This is a genomic window from Candidatus Defluviibacterium haderslevense, assembly GCA_016712225.1.
Classification (GTDB): Bacteria; Bacteroidota; Bacteroidia; order Chitinophagales; family Saprospiraceae; genus Vicinibacter; species Vicinibacter haderslevensis.
In genome coordinates, this window is sequence record JADJRL010000003.1 from 2,837,089 (window position 1) to 2,859,430 (window position 22,342).

At 41.8% G+C, this 22,342-nt stretch carries 1 protein-coding gene; it reads left to right on the forward strand.

Annotated elements, in window-relative coordinates:
* The gene (locus IPK88_11120) at positions 1–21,864 is read left to right on the forward strand and encodes a hypothetical protein (GenBank protein ID MBK8243966.1); all 21,864 of its coding nucleotides are present in this window, start codon (positions 1–3) and stop codon (positions 21,862–21,864) included.
* Positions 21,865–22,342 lie beyond the last annotated feature (478 nt).

Consider the following 22,342-nt stretch of genomic DNA (forward strand, 5'->3'; position numbering starts at 1 on the left):
ATGAAAAAAAGTTATATGTACCACACTTCAGCAGCCGCAAAATTTTTCACTAAAGACTTATTGTCGTGGTCTTTAAATGGGCTAAAGTATCTGACTTGTCTGGTATTTTTGTTTCCATTTAATTCCAATCTACATAGTCAGGGTATTCCGCAAGAAAAGGCACCTGTTTCTATGGAGGAACAAGTCAGAAAGACTCTTAAAGAAAATGGTCAGACCCTGCGATTCATGGAGAATAAAGGACAGGTTAAAAACCCCAATGTTCTGTATTATTTCAATGGAAAACAAGGATCAGTATATATCGAAAGAAATAAAATACGATTTATAGCTCAGGAATACGTAAAAATGGAAGATGAATCTTTCAAATTTGATTCTTTGACTAATGCTTTACCTGAAGTCAATAATGTCCTTAAAAGTCTCCACACCTTTACCTTAGAAATGGATGGTGCAAACCCATTACCAAATTTGAAATTGGGAGATTCATTTGGAACCAGATACAATTTCTTCCAGGATCTTAACCCTAAAAATTGGGTTTCAGGAGTACACGCAGCTAAAGATTTAACCCTAGAAGAAATTTATCCTGGAATTGGTTTAAGACTTTATAGTACCAAAGATGGTGCATTGGAATTTGACTGGATCATGAAACCCGGTGCCGACTATGAACAAATCAAATTAAAGTTCACCGGGCAGGATAATTTAAAAATAGACAAGGATGGAGGATTAACTGTTGGTTTACGATTTTCAGATGTAAAATTCAATATTCCGGAATCTTATCAGGTCACAGAAAACGGTAAAATACCCGTCAAAATGACCTTCAAAGAAAATAAAGATAACATCATCTCTTTTCATACAAAATCTAAATTAGATGCCCAATATCCATTGATCATTGACCCAACATTAAACTGGGGTACTTTTATGGATGATGATTCTGGAACCTTTGATGAATATTTGTATGCCATCCAAATTGATACCCTAGACGGAGTCATTTACTGTGCTGGTGCAACCAATAAAAACATTACCATAAATGTCAATCCCAATGATACCGTTTCCTATGAAGCTGATGGATGGCGTAATGTCATTACTTGGCCAACAGGTGGAGGAAATGGAGGTGGTCAAAACACGGGGGAATCCGTAGCCATAGTTTATAGGGTGAATAGTTCAGGTACCTTACTTATGGATCTTACTTTGTATGGTCCAAGTACCATAACCAATGAACAGGATGTCAATGCACACTGTTTGGCCCTTTCTCCAAACAGGGTATTCATTGGTGGATTTACCGAGGTGGATGTACCCATGGCAGGAACCCCTTTTGATAATACGAGAAGTTCGACGGATGGATTTGTTGCTGTATTTAATCGTGCCCTAGATACTTTGATTTATGCTTCTTACATCGGAGGTACAGGTGCAGATGGACGAGGAGTTACAACCATAAAGGCGACTACGGATACCACCTACACAATTGGGTTTACTGCTACATCAGATTTGCCCCACACTGCTCCACGTTATTTTTCAGGAACAAACTTTGTTGATACTACTTTTGGGGGGGGGAGTGATTTGTATATTGCCAGGTTCAACAATATAAATCAATTGTATTGGGGAAATTTTGTTGGTGCAGGTGGTACAGATTTTATCAATGATTTGGAATTGTTCTCGAATGAAAGAGTTGCATTTTGTGGGACAATTGGTACTGGAGATATTACAGAAACCAATTCAGCTGCAGCCAAACGTGCAGGAGGAAATACTTCCCTAGATGGTGTAATAGGTGTACTCAAAGCAGATGGAACAGGGTTTAACTATTTAGATCAAATAGGCGGAAATAATGCTGATCGTATTAATGATGTAGAGATTATTCAAGATACCTTATACTTTACTGGAGATGTTAGTTCCGGTTTTCCTGTTACAACAGGTACTTATGATGCATCTCAAAACGGAAATACAGATGCAGTACTTGGCAAGGTGTTTTCTGGTGGTACAACTGGATATCGAGCTACATTTTATGGATCTGGATTTGCAGATATTGGTAATGGGCTCAAACTAGTTACCTCGAATGCCTGCGATGGATCAGGTGAATCCTTTTTATTACTTTGGGGTACAGTTGGAGGTACTGGATTACCGACGCTTAATATTGGATCTGAACCATTTTACGATGCCACATTTAATGGTGGTGGTCAGGATATGTTTTTTGCTGGATTCACAAGTAATTTAAACACATTAACTTATGGTACTTATGTTGGAGGAAACCAAGCAGATTATCTTGGAGATACCGGAAACCCCAGAGGAGCTAATCATCTATCGGTTATTGGTAGTGATATATTCGTTGGAACAACATCCCATAGTCCAAATACTGGTGGAGGTCTTGTACAACCTGTCATCGTACCTGTTTCCGGACAAGGCCATGGATTTGATAGTACCAAAACGAACACAACAAACGATTCACACGTCCTTTTTTCAATTGGTGTGAGTAATATCTTTATAGAGGATTTTTCTGATGCACCAGCTACCTATGGAGCCCCTAAACACTTGATTGATTGTGATCGATTAAGAATAGGTTTGCTTGTAGATAGTGAGGTTGGAGCAGTTCCTAGTACTTTCGCAAGAACAGATGATACGACAGGTGTAGACGATGAGGATGGTATAGTTGTTCCACCATCTTTCGCATTTGGTGGGCCCCAGACGATTTCTGTTGACGTAATTAATATTACGAATACCACAGGCAAAGTAGCCACACTTTATGCCTGGATTGATTTAAGTGGAGATGGTATGTTTCAAGCTACCGAATTTACCAGTGTTACTGTTGCCAATGGTTTTATGGGTACAAAGACCTTAACTTGGAGTAATATAAGTATCGTAAGTAATGTGAGCGAACATTATATGAGAATCAGGTTAACTACCAATAACCTTTCAGATAATGGGTTAACCATTAATGTTGATGAACGATCTTTTCTTTCTGCTACAGATGGTGAAGTAGAAGATTATCGATGTGTGGAATTAAATTGCCCTCAACCTTCAGTACAACCCGGATGCCTAACCCAAGCTCAAGTTGATGCTATATATAATAACTGGGTAACACGTGGTTCCGGAGGAGGTGGTTGTATCGGTAATTTAAGTCATACTAATCCAGGTCCACCCAATAAATGTGGTGGCACAGTTACCGTAACTTATACTTATACGAGTACATGTGAACCACTAGTTTCTACTTGTTCTTCTACATTGACTGTAGCAGATTCAAATTTAGTTATCCAGTGTCCAGTCAACAAAACAGAAGCTGCTTGCCAGACACAGGCTGCCATTGATGCTGCATTTAATGCTTGGCTGGCTACGGGTATTATAGTGCAAGGCTGTTCCCCGAGAATGATCTCCAACGATAATACCGGAGCTCCGGATAAATGCGGGGGAACAAAAACAGTTACATTTACAGCCACTGCTACATGTGGTACAACTCAAACCTGTTCTGCTACTTTTACCGTTAGTAGTACAACGGTAGTTCTGACTTGTCCAGCCAATGTTACTAAACCCGCTTGTTATACCCAAGCTCAAATAGATACGGCATTTACCAACTGGCTTGCAACAGTTTCAGTAACAGGAGGATGTAACACCTTAATAACTAATAATAATAATGGAGCTCCTTTGGCTTGTGTCGGTGGCACTAAAACGGTAACCTTTACTGTGACCAGTTCATGTGAAGCTAATAAAACATGTTCGGCTACTTTTACGGTTCCAGCCGCCACTTCAGTTGTTCTAACCTGTCCAACAAATACCACTGAGGCTTCTTGTCAAACCCAGGCAGCCATTGATGGAAAATTTACAACTTGGTTAGCCACAGTAACATCCTCAGGGGGATGTAATGTAGCCATAACAAACAATAATAATGGAGCCCCAGATAAATGTGGAGGCACTAAAACAGTAACTTTTACGGCTACCAGCTCTTGTGAAGGAAATAAAACGTGTTCTGCAACATTCACTGTTACAACTGCTCCGGCGGTTGTATTAACTTGTCCTGCAAATGTTAGTGAACCGGTCTGCCAACTTCAAGATACCATAAATGCAAGATTTAATAGATGGCTGCTAACAGCAACAAAATCTGGAGGTTGTAATGCTGTCTTAACTAATAATAATACAGGTGCCCCAGACGCTTGTACAGGCGGAACGGCTACGGTAACTTTTACAGTAACCAGCACCTGTGAAGCCAATAAAACCTGTAGTGCTACTTTTGCTGTAGAAGGAGCTGCTCCTGTCATGCTAACTTGTCCAACGAATAAAACTGAAGTTTCATGCCAAACCCAAGATTCGATTAATGCCAGATTTACTAGATGGCTGGCTACAGCTACGGTTACCGGCGGATGTAATAATGGATTATCGAATAATAATACCGGTGCTCCTGATAAATGTGGAGGAACTAAAACTGTAATTTTTACAGTAGATGTAACCTGTGGTGCAGATTTAACGTGTAGTGCAACATTTACAGTTACTGCAGCGCCAGCCGTGGTACTTACCTGCCCAACCAATCAAACTGAACCTGTATGTCAGCGGCAGGATTCCATTGATGCTCGTTTTAATCGATGGTTGGCAACAGCAACTAAAACCGGTGGTTGTGATGCTGTCTTAACGAATAACAATACTGGTGCGCCTAATGCTTGCACTGGAGGTACCAAAACGGTTACTTTTACAGTAACCAGCTCATGTGAAGCTAATAAAACCTGCAGTGCTACTTTTACAGTAACACCTGCTTTACCAATAGTTTTGACATGTCCAATAAATCAAACTGAAGTACCATGTCAAACACAGGATTCTATTAATGCCAGATTTACAAGATGGCTAGCTACAGTCAGCACTACAGGTGGATGTAATGTGGCAACAACTAATAATAATAACGGTGCTCCAAATCGATGTGGAGGTTCTAAAACGGTTACATTTACAGTAACTAGTAGTTGTGAAGCCAATAAAACATGCAGTGCTGTTTTTACAGTTACAACAGATACAGCCCCTGTGGTAACTGGTATGTTAGATACACTTTTTGTTAATGGATGTAATATTTCAGATCTTCCTCCTCCAGTTACAACAGTAATGGAATTAGAAGATATGGGAGTTACAATTACAGATTGTACGCCTGATGCTAATTTAATTGTGTCCAGTACAGAAACCAATTCTGGAACTTGCCCAATTGTGATTTCAAGAATTTATAATGTTACTGATGTTTGTAATAATACGAGTGTAAACATTCCTCAGATTATTCAAATTGATGATACCACAAGACCTACGTTTACTGCTCCGATGGATATTACCATATATACGGATTCAGAATGTACGTATAATGCTGACACTTCAATTACTGGTGATGTCACTAATGAAGATGATAATTGTTCTTCAGAGTTAGAAGCCACCTTTGCAGATTCACTGGTAAACGGGGCTTGTGAAGGATCTAAATTAATTTATAGAAAATGGTCCCTGATCGATAGTTGTTTGAATAAAGCACCTGATCAAACTCAATTAATAACAGTCCTTGATACCCTGATTCCAACATTCACTGCACCTCCGGATATTACTATATATAAGAGTCCGGATATCCCGGATACAGCTACCATAGCTAATTACGACTTTAACAAAGGCAGTTCTTATGCCACCCTATGTCCCATATTATTTACAGACATTGAATCAGAGGTTGATAACAGTTCAAATCCATTTTTAACGACAATTGGTACCCCATCTGGTTCCCTTGCTTACAGTGTCAATGCAAATGCAGGAAGGGCACTTAAGGTCACCAATTCTAGTTCACCAGGTTTTTGGAGATTTGATTTAAAAGGCAATAGTATTCCGAAAGGAAAACAATTTGGTGTCTATATTCAAGCCTATAGAAATGGTACAGGTAGTGCTACAACTTTAGAGTTAGAATACAGTACCAACGGAACGAGTTGGACCAATTTTAGATCTAAAGCATTAACATTGGGAACTTGGGTTCAGGATACGGCTACCATTCCAAATGTTTCTAATCCAGATTCATTATTTGTTAGAGTAGCTTACTCAGGGGGAAGTGGGGTAGGAACAAGTGATTTATACATTGATAATTTTCAAGTAAGATCCATTGTTTGCTGCACTTTTGAAGCATCGCCTTTTGTAACAGGAGATGTTACCGATGAAATGGATAATTGTTCTACAGGACTGTTAGCAACATTTTGTGATTCTATTTCAGTAGAACCTTGCGATGGATCAAATGTAATCACACGTACTTGGTCATTAGTAGATAGTTGTGGTAATGCAGCTGAGGATCAAGTTCAAATTATAACCATTAGTGATACCACAAGACCAACCTTTACAATTCCAAACGATACCACCATATATAAAGGATCTGCTATTTCAGATACGAATACTTTAGTCAATTATGATTTCAACCGAGGAAGATCATATTTGGCATTAGCGCCTAGATTATATTTTGGAATTGGATCTAAAATAGATACCAGTTCTAATATGTTTAAAATAGATACTGGAACTGTTACCGGAAATCTAGCTTTCACCAATAATCCAATTGCCGGAAGATCACTTTGTACCGATTCATCTCACTTAACTGGCCATTGGCAATTTAACATTGGAGGTCCAACAATGCCTTTATGTACCAATTTTATGGTTTATTGTCAGGCCTTTATGAAAGATAGCGCAAGCGCGGATACTATGAGGTATGAATACTCATTGGATAATATTACCTGGACAAGGTTTGATTCCACAATGTTAGCTCATCGTACCTGGATTCAAGATACAGCCACAGTTCCTATAAATGTACTTACAGATTCGCTTTACCTGCGGATCACTTATAAAGGAGCCATGGGTGCTGGTCCTAAACAATTAAGAATTGATAATTTCCAATTGAGAGCATTTGTCAATTATGATTCATGCGGATATGATGCTTCCCCTGATATTACTGGATGGCCAACCAATGTTATGGACAATTGTGATTCTTTGCCAACTTTAAGATACACAGATAGTATAACTGTAGGGTCTTGTCCAGATGAAATGATAATCCACAGAACCTGGACCGTTACAGACGACTGTGATAATTCCAATTCAGGTGTTCAAATAATAATGGCAATTGATACTACGGGACCTATCATTACTTGTCCTGATGATGTTACCGTAACTTGTGAAGAATCAACAAGTGCTGATAGTTTAGGATATGCTACAGCCTATGATAATTGTTCAGATACCATTGCAATGATTGTTTTTTCAGATTCTGTAGTAATAAGAACTTGTCCTGTAGATCAATTAATTTATAGAAAATGGACAGCTACAGATTCATGTGGAAATGAAAGCAGTTGTATACAACTTATTTCAGTTGAACCTATACCAGGTCCATTTTTAATTTGTCCTAACGATACGACCTTATCTGCATGTCAGGCAGAAGTTGATGCCGCCTTTGATGCGTGGTTAATGACCGCCAGTTTCAGCGGTGGTTGTAATGCATCTATGTCCAATAATAGTATGGGCGCTCCTTCAGAATGTGGTGGATCCGTCACGGTTACATTTACTGTAGATAGTGATTGCGGAGATCCTGTGACCTGCAGTGCAAGCTTTACAGTTACCGATTCACCTGTAATTCTTACTTGTGCCAATGATACTACAGTAGCAGCTTGCTTAACACAATCTGCAGTTGATGCCGCATTCAATGATTGGTTGGCTAGGACCAGTTTTACAGGAGGCTGTAGTGCCACACTGACCAATAATAATTCAGGACCTCCACCTATTTGTGGAGGCACTAAAACGGTAACGTTTACAGTTACAAGCTCTTGTTCACCGGTTCAGACTTGTTCTGCTACATTTACGGTTACTGCTTCACCTGCAGTGGTATTTACCTGCGCTACTAATAAAACTGAAGCTGCATGTCAGACACAAGCAGCTATTGATGCTTCGTTTGCAGCTTGGTTATTAACGACTACTGCTACTGGAGGTTGTAATGGATCATTGACTACATCTCCTACGACACCAATGGCACCAAATGCTTGTGGAGGAAGTACAACAGTAACTTGGACTTATACTAGCTCATGTGCACCTTTAACCACAACATGTTCAGCGACATTTACAGTAACTGCATCCCCTGCAGTCGTATTTACATGTGCAACTAATAAAACAGAGGCTGCATGTCAAACACAAGCTGCTATAGATGCCTCTTTTGCAGCATGGCTATTAACGACCACTGCTTCAGGAGGTTGTAATGGTGCTCTAACCACCTCGCCAACAACCCCTATGGCGCCAGATAAATGTGGAGGAAGTACTACAGTAACCTGGACTTATACCAGTTCATGTGCTCCAACAACTACAACCTGTTCAGCTACATTTACAGTAACAGCATCACCAGCTGTTGTATTTACTTGTGCCACAAATAAAACCGAAGCTGCATGCCAAACACAGGCAGCAATTGACGCCTCGTTTGCTACTTGGTTGACTACAACCACAGCAACTGGAGGTTGTAATGGTTCTTTGACCACATCACCAACAACGCCAATGGCTCCGGATAAATGTGGTGGAAGCACCACCGTAACGTGGACCTATACCAGCTCATGTGCTCCAACAACTACAACTTGTTCAGCAACATTTACAGTTACAGCATCTCCAGCAGTAGTATTTACCTGCGCTACAGATAAAACAGAAGCGGCTTGCCAAACTCAAGCTGCCATAGATGCATCATTTGCGACTTGGTTGACTACAACTACAGCTAGTGGAGGTTGTAATGGATTATTAACTAAATCACCAACTACTCCGGTAGCACCAGATAAATGCGGCGGTAGCACCACAGTAACCTGGACTTATACCAGTTCATGTGCCCCTACAACAACTACATGTTCAGCAACATTTACAGTTACAGCATCTCCAGCTGTTGTTTTTACATGTGCTACCAGTAAAACGGAAGCTGCATGCCAAACTCAAGCGGCTATTGACGCATCTTTCGCAGCATGGTTATTAACTACCACTGCAACAGGCGGTTGCAATGGAATGTTGACGACATCACCAAGTAACCCAATGGCACCAAATGCCTGTGGAGGAAGTACTACTGTAACATGGACATATACTAGTTCTTGTGCGCCTACAACGACCACTTGTACGGCAACATTCACCGTAGATCCATCGCCACCGGTAGTATTTACATGTGCTACAAATAAAACAGAAGCTGCATGCCAAACTCAGGCAGCTATCGATGCTTCGTTTGCAGCATGGTTGTTAACCACCACTGCAAGTGGAGGCTGTAATGGAATGTTGACGACATCACCGACGACCCCAATGGCACCAGATAAATGCGGAGGGGTTACCACAGTAACCTGGACGTACACCAGTTCATGTGCCCCAACTACAACATCATGTACAGCGACATTTACCGTAGATCCATCACCACCGGTAGTGTTTAATTGTGCTACAAGTAAAACAGAAGCTGCATGTCAAACACAAGCAGCAATCGATGCCTCATTTGCTGCATGGTTATTGACCACAACTGCAAGTGGAGGCTGTAATGGAATGTTGACAACCTCACCAACAACACCAACACCACCAGATAAATGCGGAGGAGTTACCACGGTAACCTGGACGTATACCAGTTCATGTGCGCCAACAACGACCACATGTACAGCGACGTTTACTGTTGACCCTGCACCACCGGTAGTTTTAACTTGTGCAACAAATAAAACGGAGGCTGCATGTCAAACACAAGCAGCTATCGATGCTTCTTTTGCAGCATGGTTATTAACAACAACTGCGACAGGAGGCTGTAATGGTTTATTAACTAAATCACCAACGAACCCGGTTGCTCCAGATAAATGTGGTGGAAGTACGACGGTAACATGGACGTATACCAGCTCATGTGCACCAACTTCAACTACATGTACAGCAACCTTTACCGTTGACCCTGCACCACCTGTAGTATTGACCTGTGCTACCAGTAAAACGGAGGCAGCATGCCAAACACAAGCAGCTATCGATGCTTCTTTTGCGGCATGGTTATTAACCACCACTGCAACTGGAGGCTGTAATGGAATGTTGACTACATCACCAACGACACCAATGGCACCGGATAAATGCGGTGGAAGTACAACGGTAACCTGGACGTATACCAGTTCATGTACACCGATGACAACAACATGTACAGCCACATTTACTGTAGACCCATCACCACCGGTAGTGTTCACATGTGCGACCAGTAAAACTGAAGCGGCATGTCAAACACAAGCAGCCATCGATGCATCTTTCGCAGCATGGTTATTAACGACTACGGCTACAGGAGGCTGTAATGGAATGTTGACCACATCACCGAGTAATCCAATGGCACCAGATGCCTGTGGAGGAAGTACTACTGTAACATGGACATATACAAGTTCATGTGCGCCTACAACAACCACTTGTACGGCAACATTCACCGTAGATCCATCGCCACCGGTAGTATTTACCTGTGCTACAAATAAAACAGAAGCCGCATGTCAAACTCAGGCAGCTATCGATGCTTCGTTTGCAGCATGGTTGTTGACGACGACAGCAAGTGGAGGCTGTAATGGAATGTTGACGACATCACCGACGACCCCAATGGCACCAGATAAATGCGGAGGGGTTACCACAGTAACCTGGACGTACACCAGTTCATGTGCTCCAACTACAACATCATGTACAGCGACATTTACCGTAGATCCATCACCACCAGTAGTGTTTAATTGTGCTACTAGTAAGACGGAAGCTGCATGTCAAACACAGGCAGCAATCGATGCTTCCTTTGCAGCATGGTTATTGACCACAACTGCAAGTGGAGGCTGTAATGGAATGTTGACAACCTCACCGACAACACCAACACCACCAGATAAATGTGGCGGAGTTACCACGGTAACCTGGACGTATACCAGTTCATGTGCGCCAACAACGACCACATGTACAGCAACGTTTACCGTAGATCCATCACCACCGGTAGTATTAACCTGTGCAACAAATAAAACGGAGGCTGCATGTCAAACACAAGCAGCTATCGATGCCTCATTTGCAGCATGGTTATTAACAACCACAGCTACGGGAGGCTGTAATGGTTTATTAACCAAATCACCAACGAACCCGGTAGCACCAGATAAATGTGGTGGAAGTACAACAGTAACCTGGACGTATACCAGTTCATGTGCACCTACTTCTACTACATGTACAGCAACCTTTACTGTTGACCCTGCACCACCAGTAGTATTGACCTGTGCTACCAGTAAAACAGAGGCAGCCTGTCAAACACAAGCAGCTATCGATGCTTCTTTTGCAGCATGGTTATTAACCACCACTGCAACTGGAGGCTGTAATGGAATGTTGACTACATCACCAACGACACCAATGGCACCGGATAAATGCGGTGGAAGTACAACGGTAACCTGGACGTATACCAGTTCATGTACACCGATGACAACAACATGTACAGCCACATTCACCGTAGATCCATCACCACCGGTAGTGTTCACATGCGCGACCAGTAAAACAGAAGCAGCTTGTCAAACACAAGCGGCTATTGACGCATCATTTGCAGCATGGTTGTTAACTACCACGGCTACAGGAGGCTGTAATGGTATGTTGACGACATCACCAAGTAACCCAATGGCACCAAATGCCTGTGGAGGAAATACTACTGTAACATGGACGTATACAAGTTCATGTGCGCCAACAACGACCACTTGTACGGCAACATTCACCGTAGATCCATCGCCACCGGTAGTATTTACATGTGCTACAAATAAAACAGAAGCTGCATGTCAAACACAAGCGGCTATCGATGCCTCGTTTGCAGCATGGTTGCTAACCACAACTGCAAGCGGAGGATGTAATGGAATGTTGACTACATCACCAACGACCCCAATGGCGCCAGATAAATGCGGAGGGGTTACCACAGTAACCTGGACATACACCAGTTCATGTGCTCCAACTACAACATCATGTACAGCGACATTTACCGTAGATCCATCACCACCAGTAGTGTTTAATTGTGCTACAAGTAAAACAGAAGCTGCATGTCAAACACAAGCAGCAATCGATGCCTCATTTGCTGCATGGTTATTGACCACAACTGCAAGTGGAGGCTGTAATGGAATGTTGACAACCTCACCAACAACACCAACACCACCAGATAAATGCGGAGGAGTTACCACGGTAACCTGGACGTATACCAGTTCATGTGCGCCAACAACGACCACATGTACAGCAACGTTTACCGTAGATCCATCACCACCGGTAGTATTAACCTGTGCAACAAATAAAACGGAGGCTGCATGTCAAACACAAGCAGCTATCGATGCTTCTTTTGCAGCATGGTTATTAACAACAACTGCGACAGGAGGCTGTAATGGTTTATTAACTAAATCACCAACGAACCCGGTTGCTCCAGATAAATGTGGTGGAAGTACAACAGTAACCTGGACGTATACCAGTTCATGTGCACCTACTTCTACTACATGTACAGCAACCTTTACTGTTGACCCTGCACCACCAGTAGTATTGACCTGTGCTACCAGTAAAACGGAGGCAGCATGCCAAACACAAGTAGCTATCGATGCTTCTTTTGCGGCATGGTTATTAACCACCACGGCAACTGGAGGCTGTAATGGAATGTTGACAACATCACCAACAACGCCAATGGCACCGGATAAATGCGGAGGAAGTACCACGGTAACCTGGACGTATACCAGTTCATGTACACCGATGACAACAACATGTACAGCCACATTCACTGTAGATCCATCACCACCGGTAGTGTTCACATGCGCGACCAGTAAAACAGAAGCAGCTTGTCAAACACAAGCGGCTATTGACGCATCCTTTGCAGCATGGTTGTTAACGACCACGGCTACAGGAGGCTGTAATGGAATGTTGACCACATCTCCTAGTAACCCAATGGCACCAGATGCCTGTGGAGGAAGTACTACTGTAACTTGGACGTATACCAGTTCATGTGCGCCAACAACGACCACTTGTACGGCAACATTCACCGTAGATCCATCTCCACCGGTAGTATTTACCTGTGCTACAAATAAAACAGAAGCTGCATGTCAAACCCAAGCGGCTATCGATGCCTCATTTGCAGCATGGTTATTAACCACCACTGCTACTGGAGGTTGTAATGGAATGATGACTACATCGCCAAGTAACCCTATGGCACCAGACGCCTGCGGAGGAAGTACAACGGTAACCTGGACGTATACCAGTTCATGTGCTCCAACTACAACATCATGTACAGCGACATTTACCGTAGATCCATCACCACCAGTAGTGTTTAATTGTGCAACTAGTAAGACGGAAGCTGCATGTCAAACACAGGGAGCAATCGATGCTTCCTTTGCAGCATGGTTATTGACTACAACTGCAAGTGGAGGCTGTAATGGAATGTTGACAACCTCACCGACAACACCAACACCACCAGATAAATGTGGCGGAGTTACCACGGTAACCTGGACGTATACCAGTTCATGTGCGCCAACAACGACCACATGTACAGCAACGTTTACCGTAGATCCATCACCACCGGTAGTATTAACCTGTGCAACAAATAAAACGGAGGCTGCATGTCAAACACAAGCAGCTATCGATGCATCCTTTGCTGCATGGTTATTAACAACCACTGCGACAGGAGGCTGTAATGGTTTATTAACAAAATCACCAACGAACCCGGTCGCACCGGATAAATGTGGTGGAAGTACGACCGTAACATGGACATATACCAGTTCATGTGCACCAACTTCAACTACATGTACAGCAACCTTTACTGTTGACCCTGCACCACCTGTAGTATTGACCTGTGCTACCAGTAAAACGGAGGCAGCATGCCAAACACAAGCGGCTATCGATGCTTCTTTTGCGGCATGGTTACTAACAACAACGGCTACTGGAGGCTGTAATGGCTTATTAACTAAATCACCAAATAACCCGGTTGCACCGGATAAATGCGGAGGAAGTACCACGGTAACCTGGACGTATACCAGTTCATGTGCACCTACTTCAACTACATGTACAGCAACATTTACAGTTGACCCATCACCACCTGTAGTTTTAACTTGTGCAACGAGTAAAACAGAAGCTGCTTGTCAAACACAAGCAGCCATCGATGCTTCCTTTGCATCATGGTTATTAACGACTACGGCTACAGGAGGCTGTAATGGAATGTTGACGACATCACCAAGTAACCCTGTTGCCCCTGACAAATGCGGTGGAAGCACCACCGTAACATGGACTTACACAAGTTCATGTGCACCAACAACGACCACGTGTACAGCCACATTCACAGTTGACCCATCACCACCGGTAGTATTTACCTGTGCTACAAGTAAGACAGAAGCGGCTTGTCAAACACAAGCTGCCATCGATGCCTCCTTTGCTGCATGGTTATTAACCACCACTGCTACTGGAGGTTGTAATGGAATGATGACTACATCGCCAAGTAACCCTATGGCACCAGACGCCTGCGGAGGAAGTACAACGGTAACCTGGACGTATACCAGTTCATGTGCACCAACTACAACATCATGTACTGCAACATTTACAGTGAATCCTTCACCGCCTGTCGTGTTTAATTGTGCAACCAGTAAAACAGAAGCTGCATGTCAAACACAAGCAGCTATCGATGCGTCCTTTGCAGCATGGTTGTTGACCACGACAGCAAGCGGTGGCTGTAATGGATTGTTGACAACCTCACCAACAACACCAACACCACCAGATAAATGCGGCGGAGTTACCACGGTAACCTGGACGTATACCAGTTCGTGTGCTCCAACAACAACTTCTTGTACAGCAACATTCACGGTTGATCCTTCGCCACCAGTAGTATTTACATGTGCTTCAAATAAGACAGAAGCAGCCTGTCAAACGCAAGCTGCTATCGATGCTTCTTTTGCAGCATGGCTATTAACGACTACTGCAAGTGGTGGATGTAATGGTTTATTAACCAAATCTCCAACAAACCCGGTTGCTCCAGATAAATGTGGTGGAAGTACGACGGTAACTTGGACGTATACCAGTTCATGTGCCCCAACAACGACCACATGTACAGCGACGTTTACTGTTGACCCTGCACCACCGGTAGTTTTAACTTGTGCGCCAAATAAAACAGAGGCAGCCTGCCAAACACAAGCGGCTATCGATGCTTCGTTTGCAGCTTGGTTATTAACAACCACCGCGACAGGAGGCTGTAATGGCTTATTGACTAAATCGCCAGTAACTCCTGTTGCCCCAGATAAATGTGGTGGAAGTACTACAGTGACATGGACTTACACCAGTTCATGTACACCTACAAGTACCACTTGTTCAGCTACTTTCACAGTAACCGCAGCGCCAACAGTTGTATTGACATGTGCCGTAAACAAAACTGAAGCAGCCTGTCAAACTCAAGCAGCCATTGATGCGTCTTTTGCAGCTTGGTTACTCACAACTACCGCAACAGGAGGTTGTAATGGACTATTAACTAAATCACCAACAAATCCAATTGCACCAGATAAATGCGGAGGAAGTACAACGGTAACCTGGACCTATACCAGTTCATGTGCCCCAACCACAACCACTTGTTCTGCGACTTTTACAGTAACTGCTTCACCTCCAGTTGTTTTGACTTGCGCTACCAATAAAACAGAAGCAGCATGCCAAACACAGGCAGCAATTAATGCTTCATTTGCTACTTGGTTGACTACAACCACAGCAACCGGTGGGTGTAATGGTTTATTGACCACTTCACCAGCTACCCCGATAGCACCAGATAAATGTGGTGGAAGTACTACAGTTACTTGGACTTATACGAGTTCTTGTGCGCCAACAACTACTACCTGTTCTGCTACTTTTACAGTTAACCCATCACCACCTGTTGTATTTACTTGCGCTACCAGTAAAACCGAAGCAGCGTGCCAGACTCAGGCGGCAATAAATTCATCATTTGCAGCATGGTTGTTAACCACAACTGCAAGTGGAGGCTGTAATGGATCTTTAACTACTTCACCAGCTACTCCTGTTGCACCTAATGCGTGTGGAGGTAGTACCACAGTTACATGGACTTATACAAGTTCTTGTGCTCCATTTACCACTTCGTGCTCCGCAACATTCACAGTGACTGCATCGCCACCAGTGGTCTTTAATTGTGCAGTAAATAAAACGGAAGCTGCTTGTCAGACTCAAGCAGCAATAGATGCATCCTTTGCTGCATGGTTGTTGACCACCACAGCAAGCGGGGGTTGTAATGGTTTATTGACTACTTCACCTACCACACCAACTGCTCCTAATGCCTGTGGTGGAAGTACTACTGTGACATGGACCTATACCAGTTCATGTGCACCAACAACAACGACCTGTTCAGCAACATTTACAGTCACAGCGTCTCCAGCTGTTGTTTTCACTTGCGCTACGAATAAAACGGAAGCTGCATGTCAAACACAAGCAGCTATCGATGCTTCATTTGCAGCTTGGTTGTTAACAACTACTGCAAGTGGGGGCTGTAATGGGTTATTAACTAAATCTCCTGCGACACCTGTTGCACCTGATAAATGCGGAGGTAGTACCACAGTGACATGGACTTACACAAGTTCATGTGCACCGACAACTACAACATGTTCAGCTACATTTACTGTAACCGCAGCACCAGCAGTTGTATTAACATGTGCTACTAATAAAACGGAGGCAGCCTGTCAAACACAAGCAGCAATAGATGCATCGTTTGCAGCATGGTTGTTAACCACTACTGCAACAGGCGGCTGTAATGGGCTATTGACTAAATCTCCAACTACACCCGTGGCTCCAGATAAATGTGGGGGAAGTACTACTGTTACGTGGACGTATACCAGTTCATGTGCACCAACAACAACCACATGTTCAGCTACCTTTACTGTTACAGCTTCACCAGCTGTTGTATTAACATGCGCTACGAATAAAACGGAAGCTGCATGTCAAACTCAAGCGGCAATAGACGCTTCTTTTGCAGCATGGTTGGCAACAACAACAGCAACTGGCGGTTGTAATGGTTTGTTAACTAAATCTCCAACTACACCTGTAGCACCAGATAAATGTGGTGGAAGTACAACAGTGACCTGGACTTATACCAGTTCATGTGCACCAACAACAACCACATGTTCAGCTACATTTACAGTGACTGCTTCACCTCCGGTGAATTTTACATGTGCTGTTAATAAAACAGAAGTTGCTTGCCAGACTCAAGCGGCAATTAATGCATCATTCACCGCTTGGTTAGCCACAACGACTGCGAATGGAGGTTGCAATGGTCTACTTACGACCATCCCTGCAAATCCTACTGCACCTGATAAATGCGGTGGAAGTATTACTGTGACCTGGAATTACACCAGTTCATGTGCACCTACTTCAACCACTTGTTCAGCTACATTCACAGTCAGTCCTTCACCTCCGGTGAATTTTACATGTGCTGTGAATAAAACAGAGGCTGCATGTCAGACTCAAGCAGTTATCGATGCTTCTTTCGCTGCTTGGTTGTTAACAACTACTGCAAATGGTGGCTGTAATGGATTATTGACAACATCTCCGGCGACACCAATGGCGCCTAGCAGATGTGGTGGAAGTACTACAGTTACCTGGACTTACACAAGTTCTTGTGCTCCAACAACTACCACATGTTCAGCAACATTTACAGTTACAGCTTCATCGGCTGTAGTGTTAAATTGTGCTTCCAATAAAACGGAAGTGGCTTGTCAATCGCAATCGGTTATAGATGCTTCATTTGCTGCTTGGCTATTAACAACAACAACGAGTGGCGGATGTAATCCACTATTATCAAATAATAATAGTGGTGCACCAAGTGCCTGCGGTGGATCGAAGACGGTTATTTTCACAGTAACCAGTTCTTGTGAACCTGATAAGACTTGTAGTGCTGTATTTACAGTGAATTCATCTCCTGTTGTTTTGAATTGCCCAGCAAATGTTACAGAAAATGCATGTCAATCCCAATCTGCAATTGATACCAAGTTTAATACATGGTTGACAACAGTAACAACGAGTGGAGGCTGTAATGCTTCTTTGAGTAATAATAATACTGGGGCTCCAAGTGCGTGTGGTGGGGTAGTAACGGTTACTTTCACTGTAACAAGTTCCTGCGAACCAAATAAAACATGTACAGCGACATTCACAGTAAATAGTTCACCTGTTGTACTGACATGTCCTGTCAACACAACAGAAGCTGCATGTCAAACACAAGCAGTTATTGATAACAAATTCTCTATTTGGTTAGCAACTGTTACTACCAGCGGTGGTTGTAACCCAAGTTTATCCAATAATAATACCGGTGCACCAAATTCATGTACCGGAGGATCGACAACCGTTACATTTACAGTAACAAGTAGCTGCGAACCAAACAAAACATGTACTGCTTCATTCACAGTTTCTTCCAACCCACCATTGATTATCAATTGTCCTAATAATACAACAGAAGCTGCGTGTCAAACTCAAGCTTCGATCAATGCAAAATTCAACACTTGGCTTGCATCAGCAACAATTATAGGAGGTTGTAATGCATCGATTAGTAACGATAATACTGGTGCTCCGGATGCTTGTACTGGAGGAACTAAAACCGTAACATTTACGGTCTCTAGTTCTTGTCAAGCCTCTGTAACTTGTTCGGCCAGCTTTACGGTTACTGCCGCGCCTGCTGTCGTATTTACATGCGCTAATAACGTAACTGAATCAGCGTGTCAAACTCAAGCCCAGATTGACAATAAATTTAACATCTGGTTGGCTTCAGGATCATTATCAGGAGGTTGTAACGCAACCATCTTAAATAATAATAATGGTGCTCCAAGTTTTTGTGGTGGTACGAAAACAGTTATATTCACGGTAACAAGTAGTTGTGAACCTAATATAACTTGCAGTGCTACCTTTACTGTAAGTAATACTACTGCAGTTGCTTTAACCTGTCCAAGTAATAAAACAGAAGGATCTTGTTTGAGTCAGGCTTCAATTGATTCTTCTTATAATGCTTGGTTATTAACTGCTACAACAACTGGTGGTTGTAATCCATTGTTGACAAATAATAGTACCGGAGCACCGAATTCATGTGGTGGAACCAAAACGGTTGTATTTACAGTAACCAGTTCTTGTGAACCAAATGTTACATGTAGTGCAACTTTTTCAGTGACAGCACCACCGGCAGTTGTATTAACATGTCCGGTTAATACTACGGTTACATCTTGTCAAAGCCAGGCTTCTATTGACTCATTATTTGCGGTATGGTTGGCAACAGCATCAGCAACAGGTGGATGCAATGCTAGTCTAAGCAATAATAATTCAGGAGCACCTCCGGAATGTGGTGGTAGTAGAGTGGTTACATTTACAGTAACAAGTAAGTGTGAGACGAATAAGAACTGTACAGCTATGTTCACAGTTTCGAATTTCCCACCTCCTGTGATTACATGTCCGAATCCGATTACTGTAAACTGTAATGTTTCAACCTTGCCTCCTGTTACAGGTACGGCAACAGCATCTGATGCTTGCGGTGGAATAGCAGTAATCACATATAGTGATCAGGTGAACCTGGGTGATTGTCCTGGAAATTATTCAATAACCAGAACATGGACAGCAACTGATAAGTGTAATAATTTTGACGTTTGTAATCAGTTGATTACGGTTATAGATACAACTAAGCCGAACTTTACGCTACCTCCAAATATTACACTGTATACAGGTGTGATTCCATCTGGTGTGAAGACTATAGTTAATTATGACTTCAATACGGGTACATCATATAATAACCTAAGGCCTAAATTGTATACAGGTATTACTTCAAAAGTGGATACCAGTTCAAACATGTATATGACTACCACTGGAGTAATAAGTGGTAATTTAGCTTTCACACCTAATACTTTAGCTGGAAAAGCCTTAAAGGTTAATGATTCTCAGCTTCCGGGAATTTGGAGATTTAATGTGGGTGGAAATAATCTGCCACTCTTTAATAATTTTTCAGTTTACGTCCAAGCTAGAAAGAATGGGGTGGGTAGTGCAAATACGCTATTGATGGATTACAGTACGGATGGTTCTAATTGGACTAATTTTAGTTCAACAGCTTTAACTACCGGAACATGGATTCAATGTACTTCTCCAATTAACGGATTGGCATTCCCTTCTCAGTTATTTATCAGAGTACGATACACAGGAGGGACTAATCCTCAAACCAAGGAATTGTATATTGATAATTTCCAAATCAAGGGTACGAGATTAGCTGATTCTTGTGCATATGAAGATTTGCCTTCATTGACAGGATATCCAACAAACGTTAATCATCCTTGTGATGCTAATCCAATAGTAGAATATACAGATTCTATTTCTGGAGGTACATGTATCAATGACACAAAAGTTACCAGAACATGGTATGTAACAGATTTTTGCGGAAATTCATCATCAGGAACGGGTAAACAAATTATCACGGTTAAGGACACTACTGGTCCTGTAATTACTTGCCCTGGAAATGGTTCAACATTCCAAAGAAAGGCAGATACAATGCTTTGCTATTATACTGTTATTGGAAATGAATTTGACCCATTTGCGAAAGATGCTTGTTCTGATTCTGTTACTTTGAGTAATAATGTCAATTTCACAAGTTCATTAAATTCTGAACAATTACGAGTAGGCCTTCATAATATAGTTTGGACGGCTACCGATGTGTGTGGTAATGTATCGAGATGTACTGTAGTAGTTAATGTTTTTGAGAGAGAACCGCCAGTTGCAAGATGCAAAAAGATAACTATAAATCTGGATACTTTAGGATTAAAAACTATAACAGCGAATGACATAGATAACGGTTCGACAGATAATTGTGCAATAAAAACAAAAACTTTGAATCGCTACACTTATACTTGTGATGATATTCCTTGGCGAATTGTTAAGCTTACAGTGACAGATTCATCGGGTTTAATGAGTATGTGTTCAGATACTTTATTTGTTAAGGATGTTACACCACCGGATATTGTATGTAAAAACATTAATATCATATTGCCATCAAGTAAAGTAAAAACAATTACAGCTGATAGTGTACTTTCAAAAATCAAGGACAATTGTGGAATATTAATTAAAACGGTAACTCCAAATACATTCAATTGTGCGAGTACAAAAAATACAAATGTGACGGTTACAATTACTGATGTTAACGGTAATAGCTCAACTTGTACAGCAAAAGTTACCATCACAAATGATGCGGATGGTGATGGTATATATGATCCTTGCGATAATTGTAAAAATGTGAGTAATCCAAATCAAGAAGATGAAGATTGTGATGGAGTAGGGAATGCGTGCGATGTTTGTCCTAAGGGTGACGATTCTGTGGATAACAACAATGATGGACTTCCGGATTGTAAATATCCACCACCATTTGCTTCCATTTTAGCAAGTTGGAAATGCGGAACTAAACCACAAAAAGTTTATATCGCGACAGTTGATGCGAATAATGTTTGTACGAAGACTTGTGTCTTGTATACTACTTTAACAAATCCTATGCCTGCTAAAAAATCTTTAGGACCTTGTATTGCTTGTGGTCATAATTTGGTTGATGGGTCTAATCAAGGTGAGATAAAATTATCATATTCTGAAGATAGACTTCTGAATGAGATTGATGCTACAGATCCTGATCAATTTATTCCTGAATCAGATTGGGATTTTACGATTTATCCAAATCCAAATAGTGGAGAGTTTGAAGTCTATTTTGAAAATCCAGTAGAAGAAGGATATCTAAAAGTTTATAATTTATTGGAACAAGAAGTGTGGAGTCATGAGATTACTTCTGTCACTTCGAATGTTAAAATAAACAAGAGCGAGTTTAAGTTTTCTGCTGCAGGAATCTACAGAGTTGTGTTTATGACAAAAGAAGCTAAAAAGATACATACATTGCTTCTTATTTATTGATAAGAATTAAGTTAGAAAAAAAAGCTACACTGTAATGGTGTAGCTTTTTTTTTGTATATTAATGCTTGGTGATGCATGAAATTGACAAGTTAAGCCATCACATCTATAAGTCGAGCAACCGGGCTTGATACCTCGGTGGTACCTCGAGGGTGGATCGACCGTAGATACTTGCTTACGAGTTGTACTTTATTTTTTACTCTTGTTCATTTGGAAATACTTATTTCAGAAATCAAATCAATTTTTTCGAAATAAATAAAAATGATTGAATTCTTAAAGCAGCATTTTGATGACAAGCAAGGTCATTACATAAAGTACTTGTGTCGGAATGGTTTAAAAAATTGGATTTTAGTATTTTTATCATATTATTTTAATATAAATTATAAAAGAATTGGCTATTGACTAGTAATATTTTATTTGTTTAGGTTATTGAAAAGTGGTAACTTTTATTCAATAATTGTTGAAAGAAATTTATTTCGTG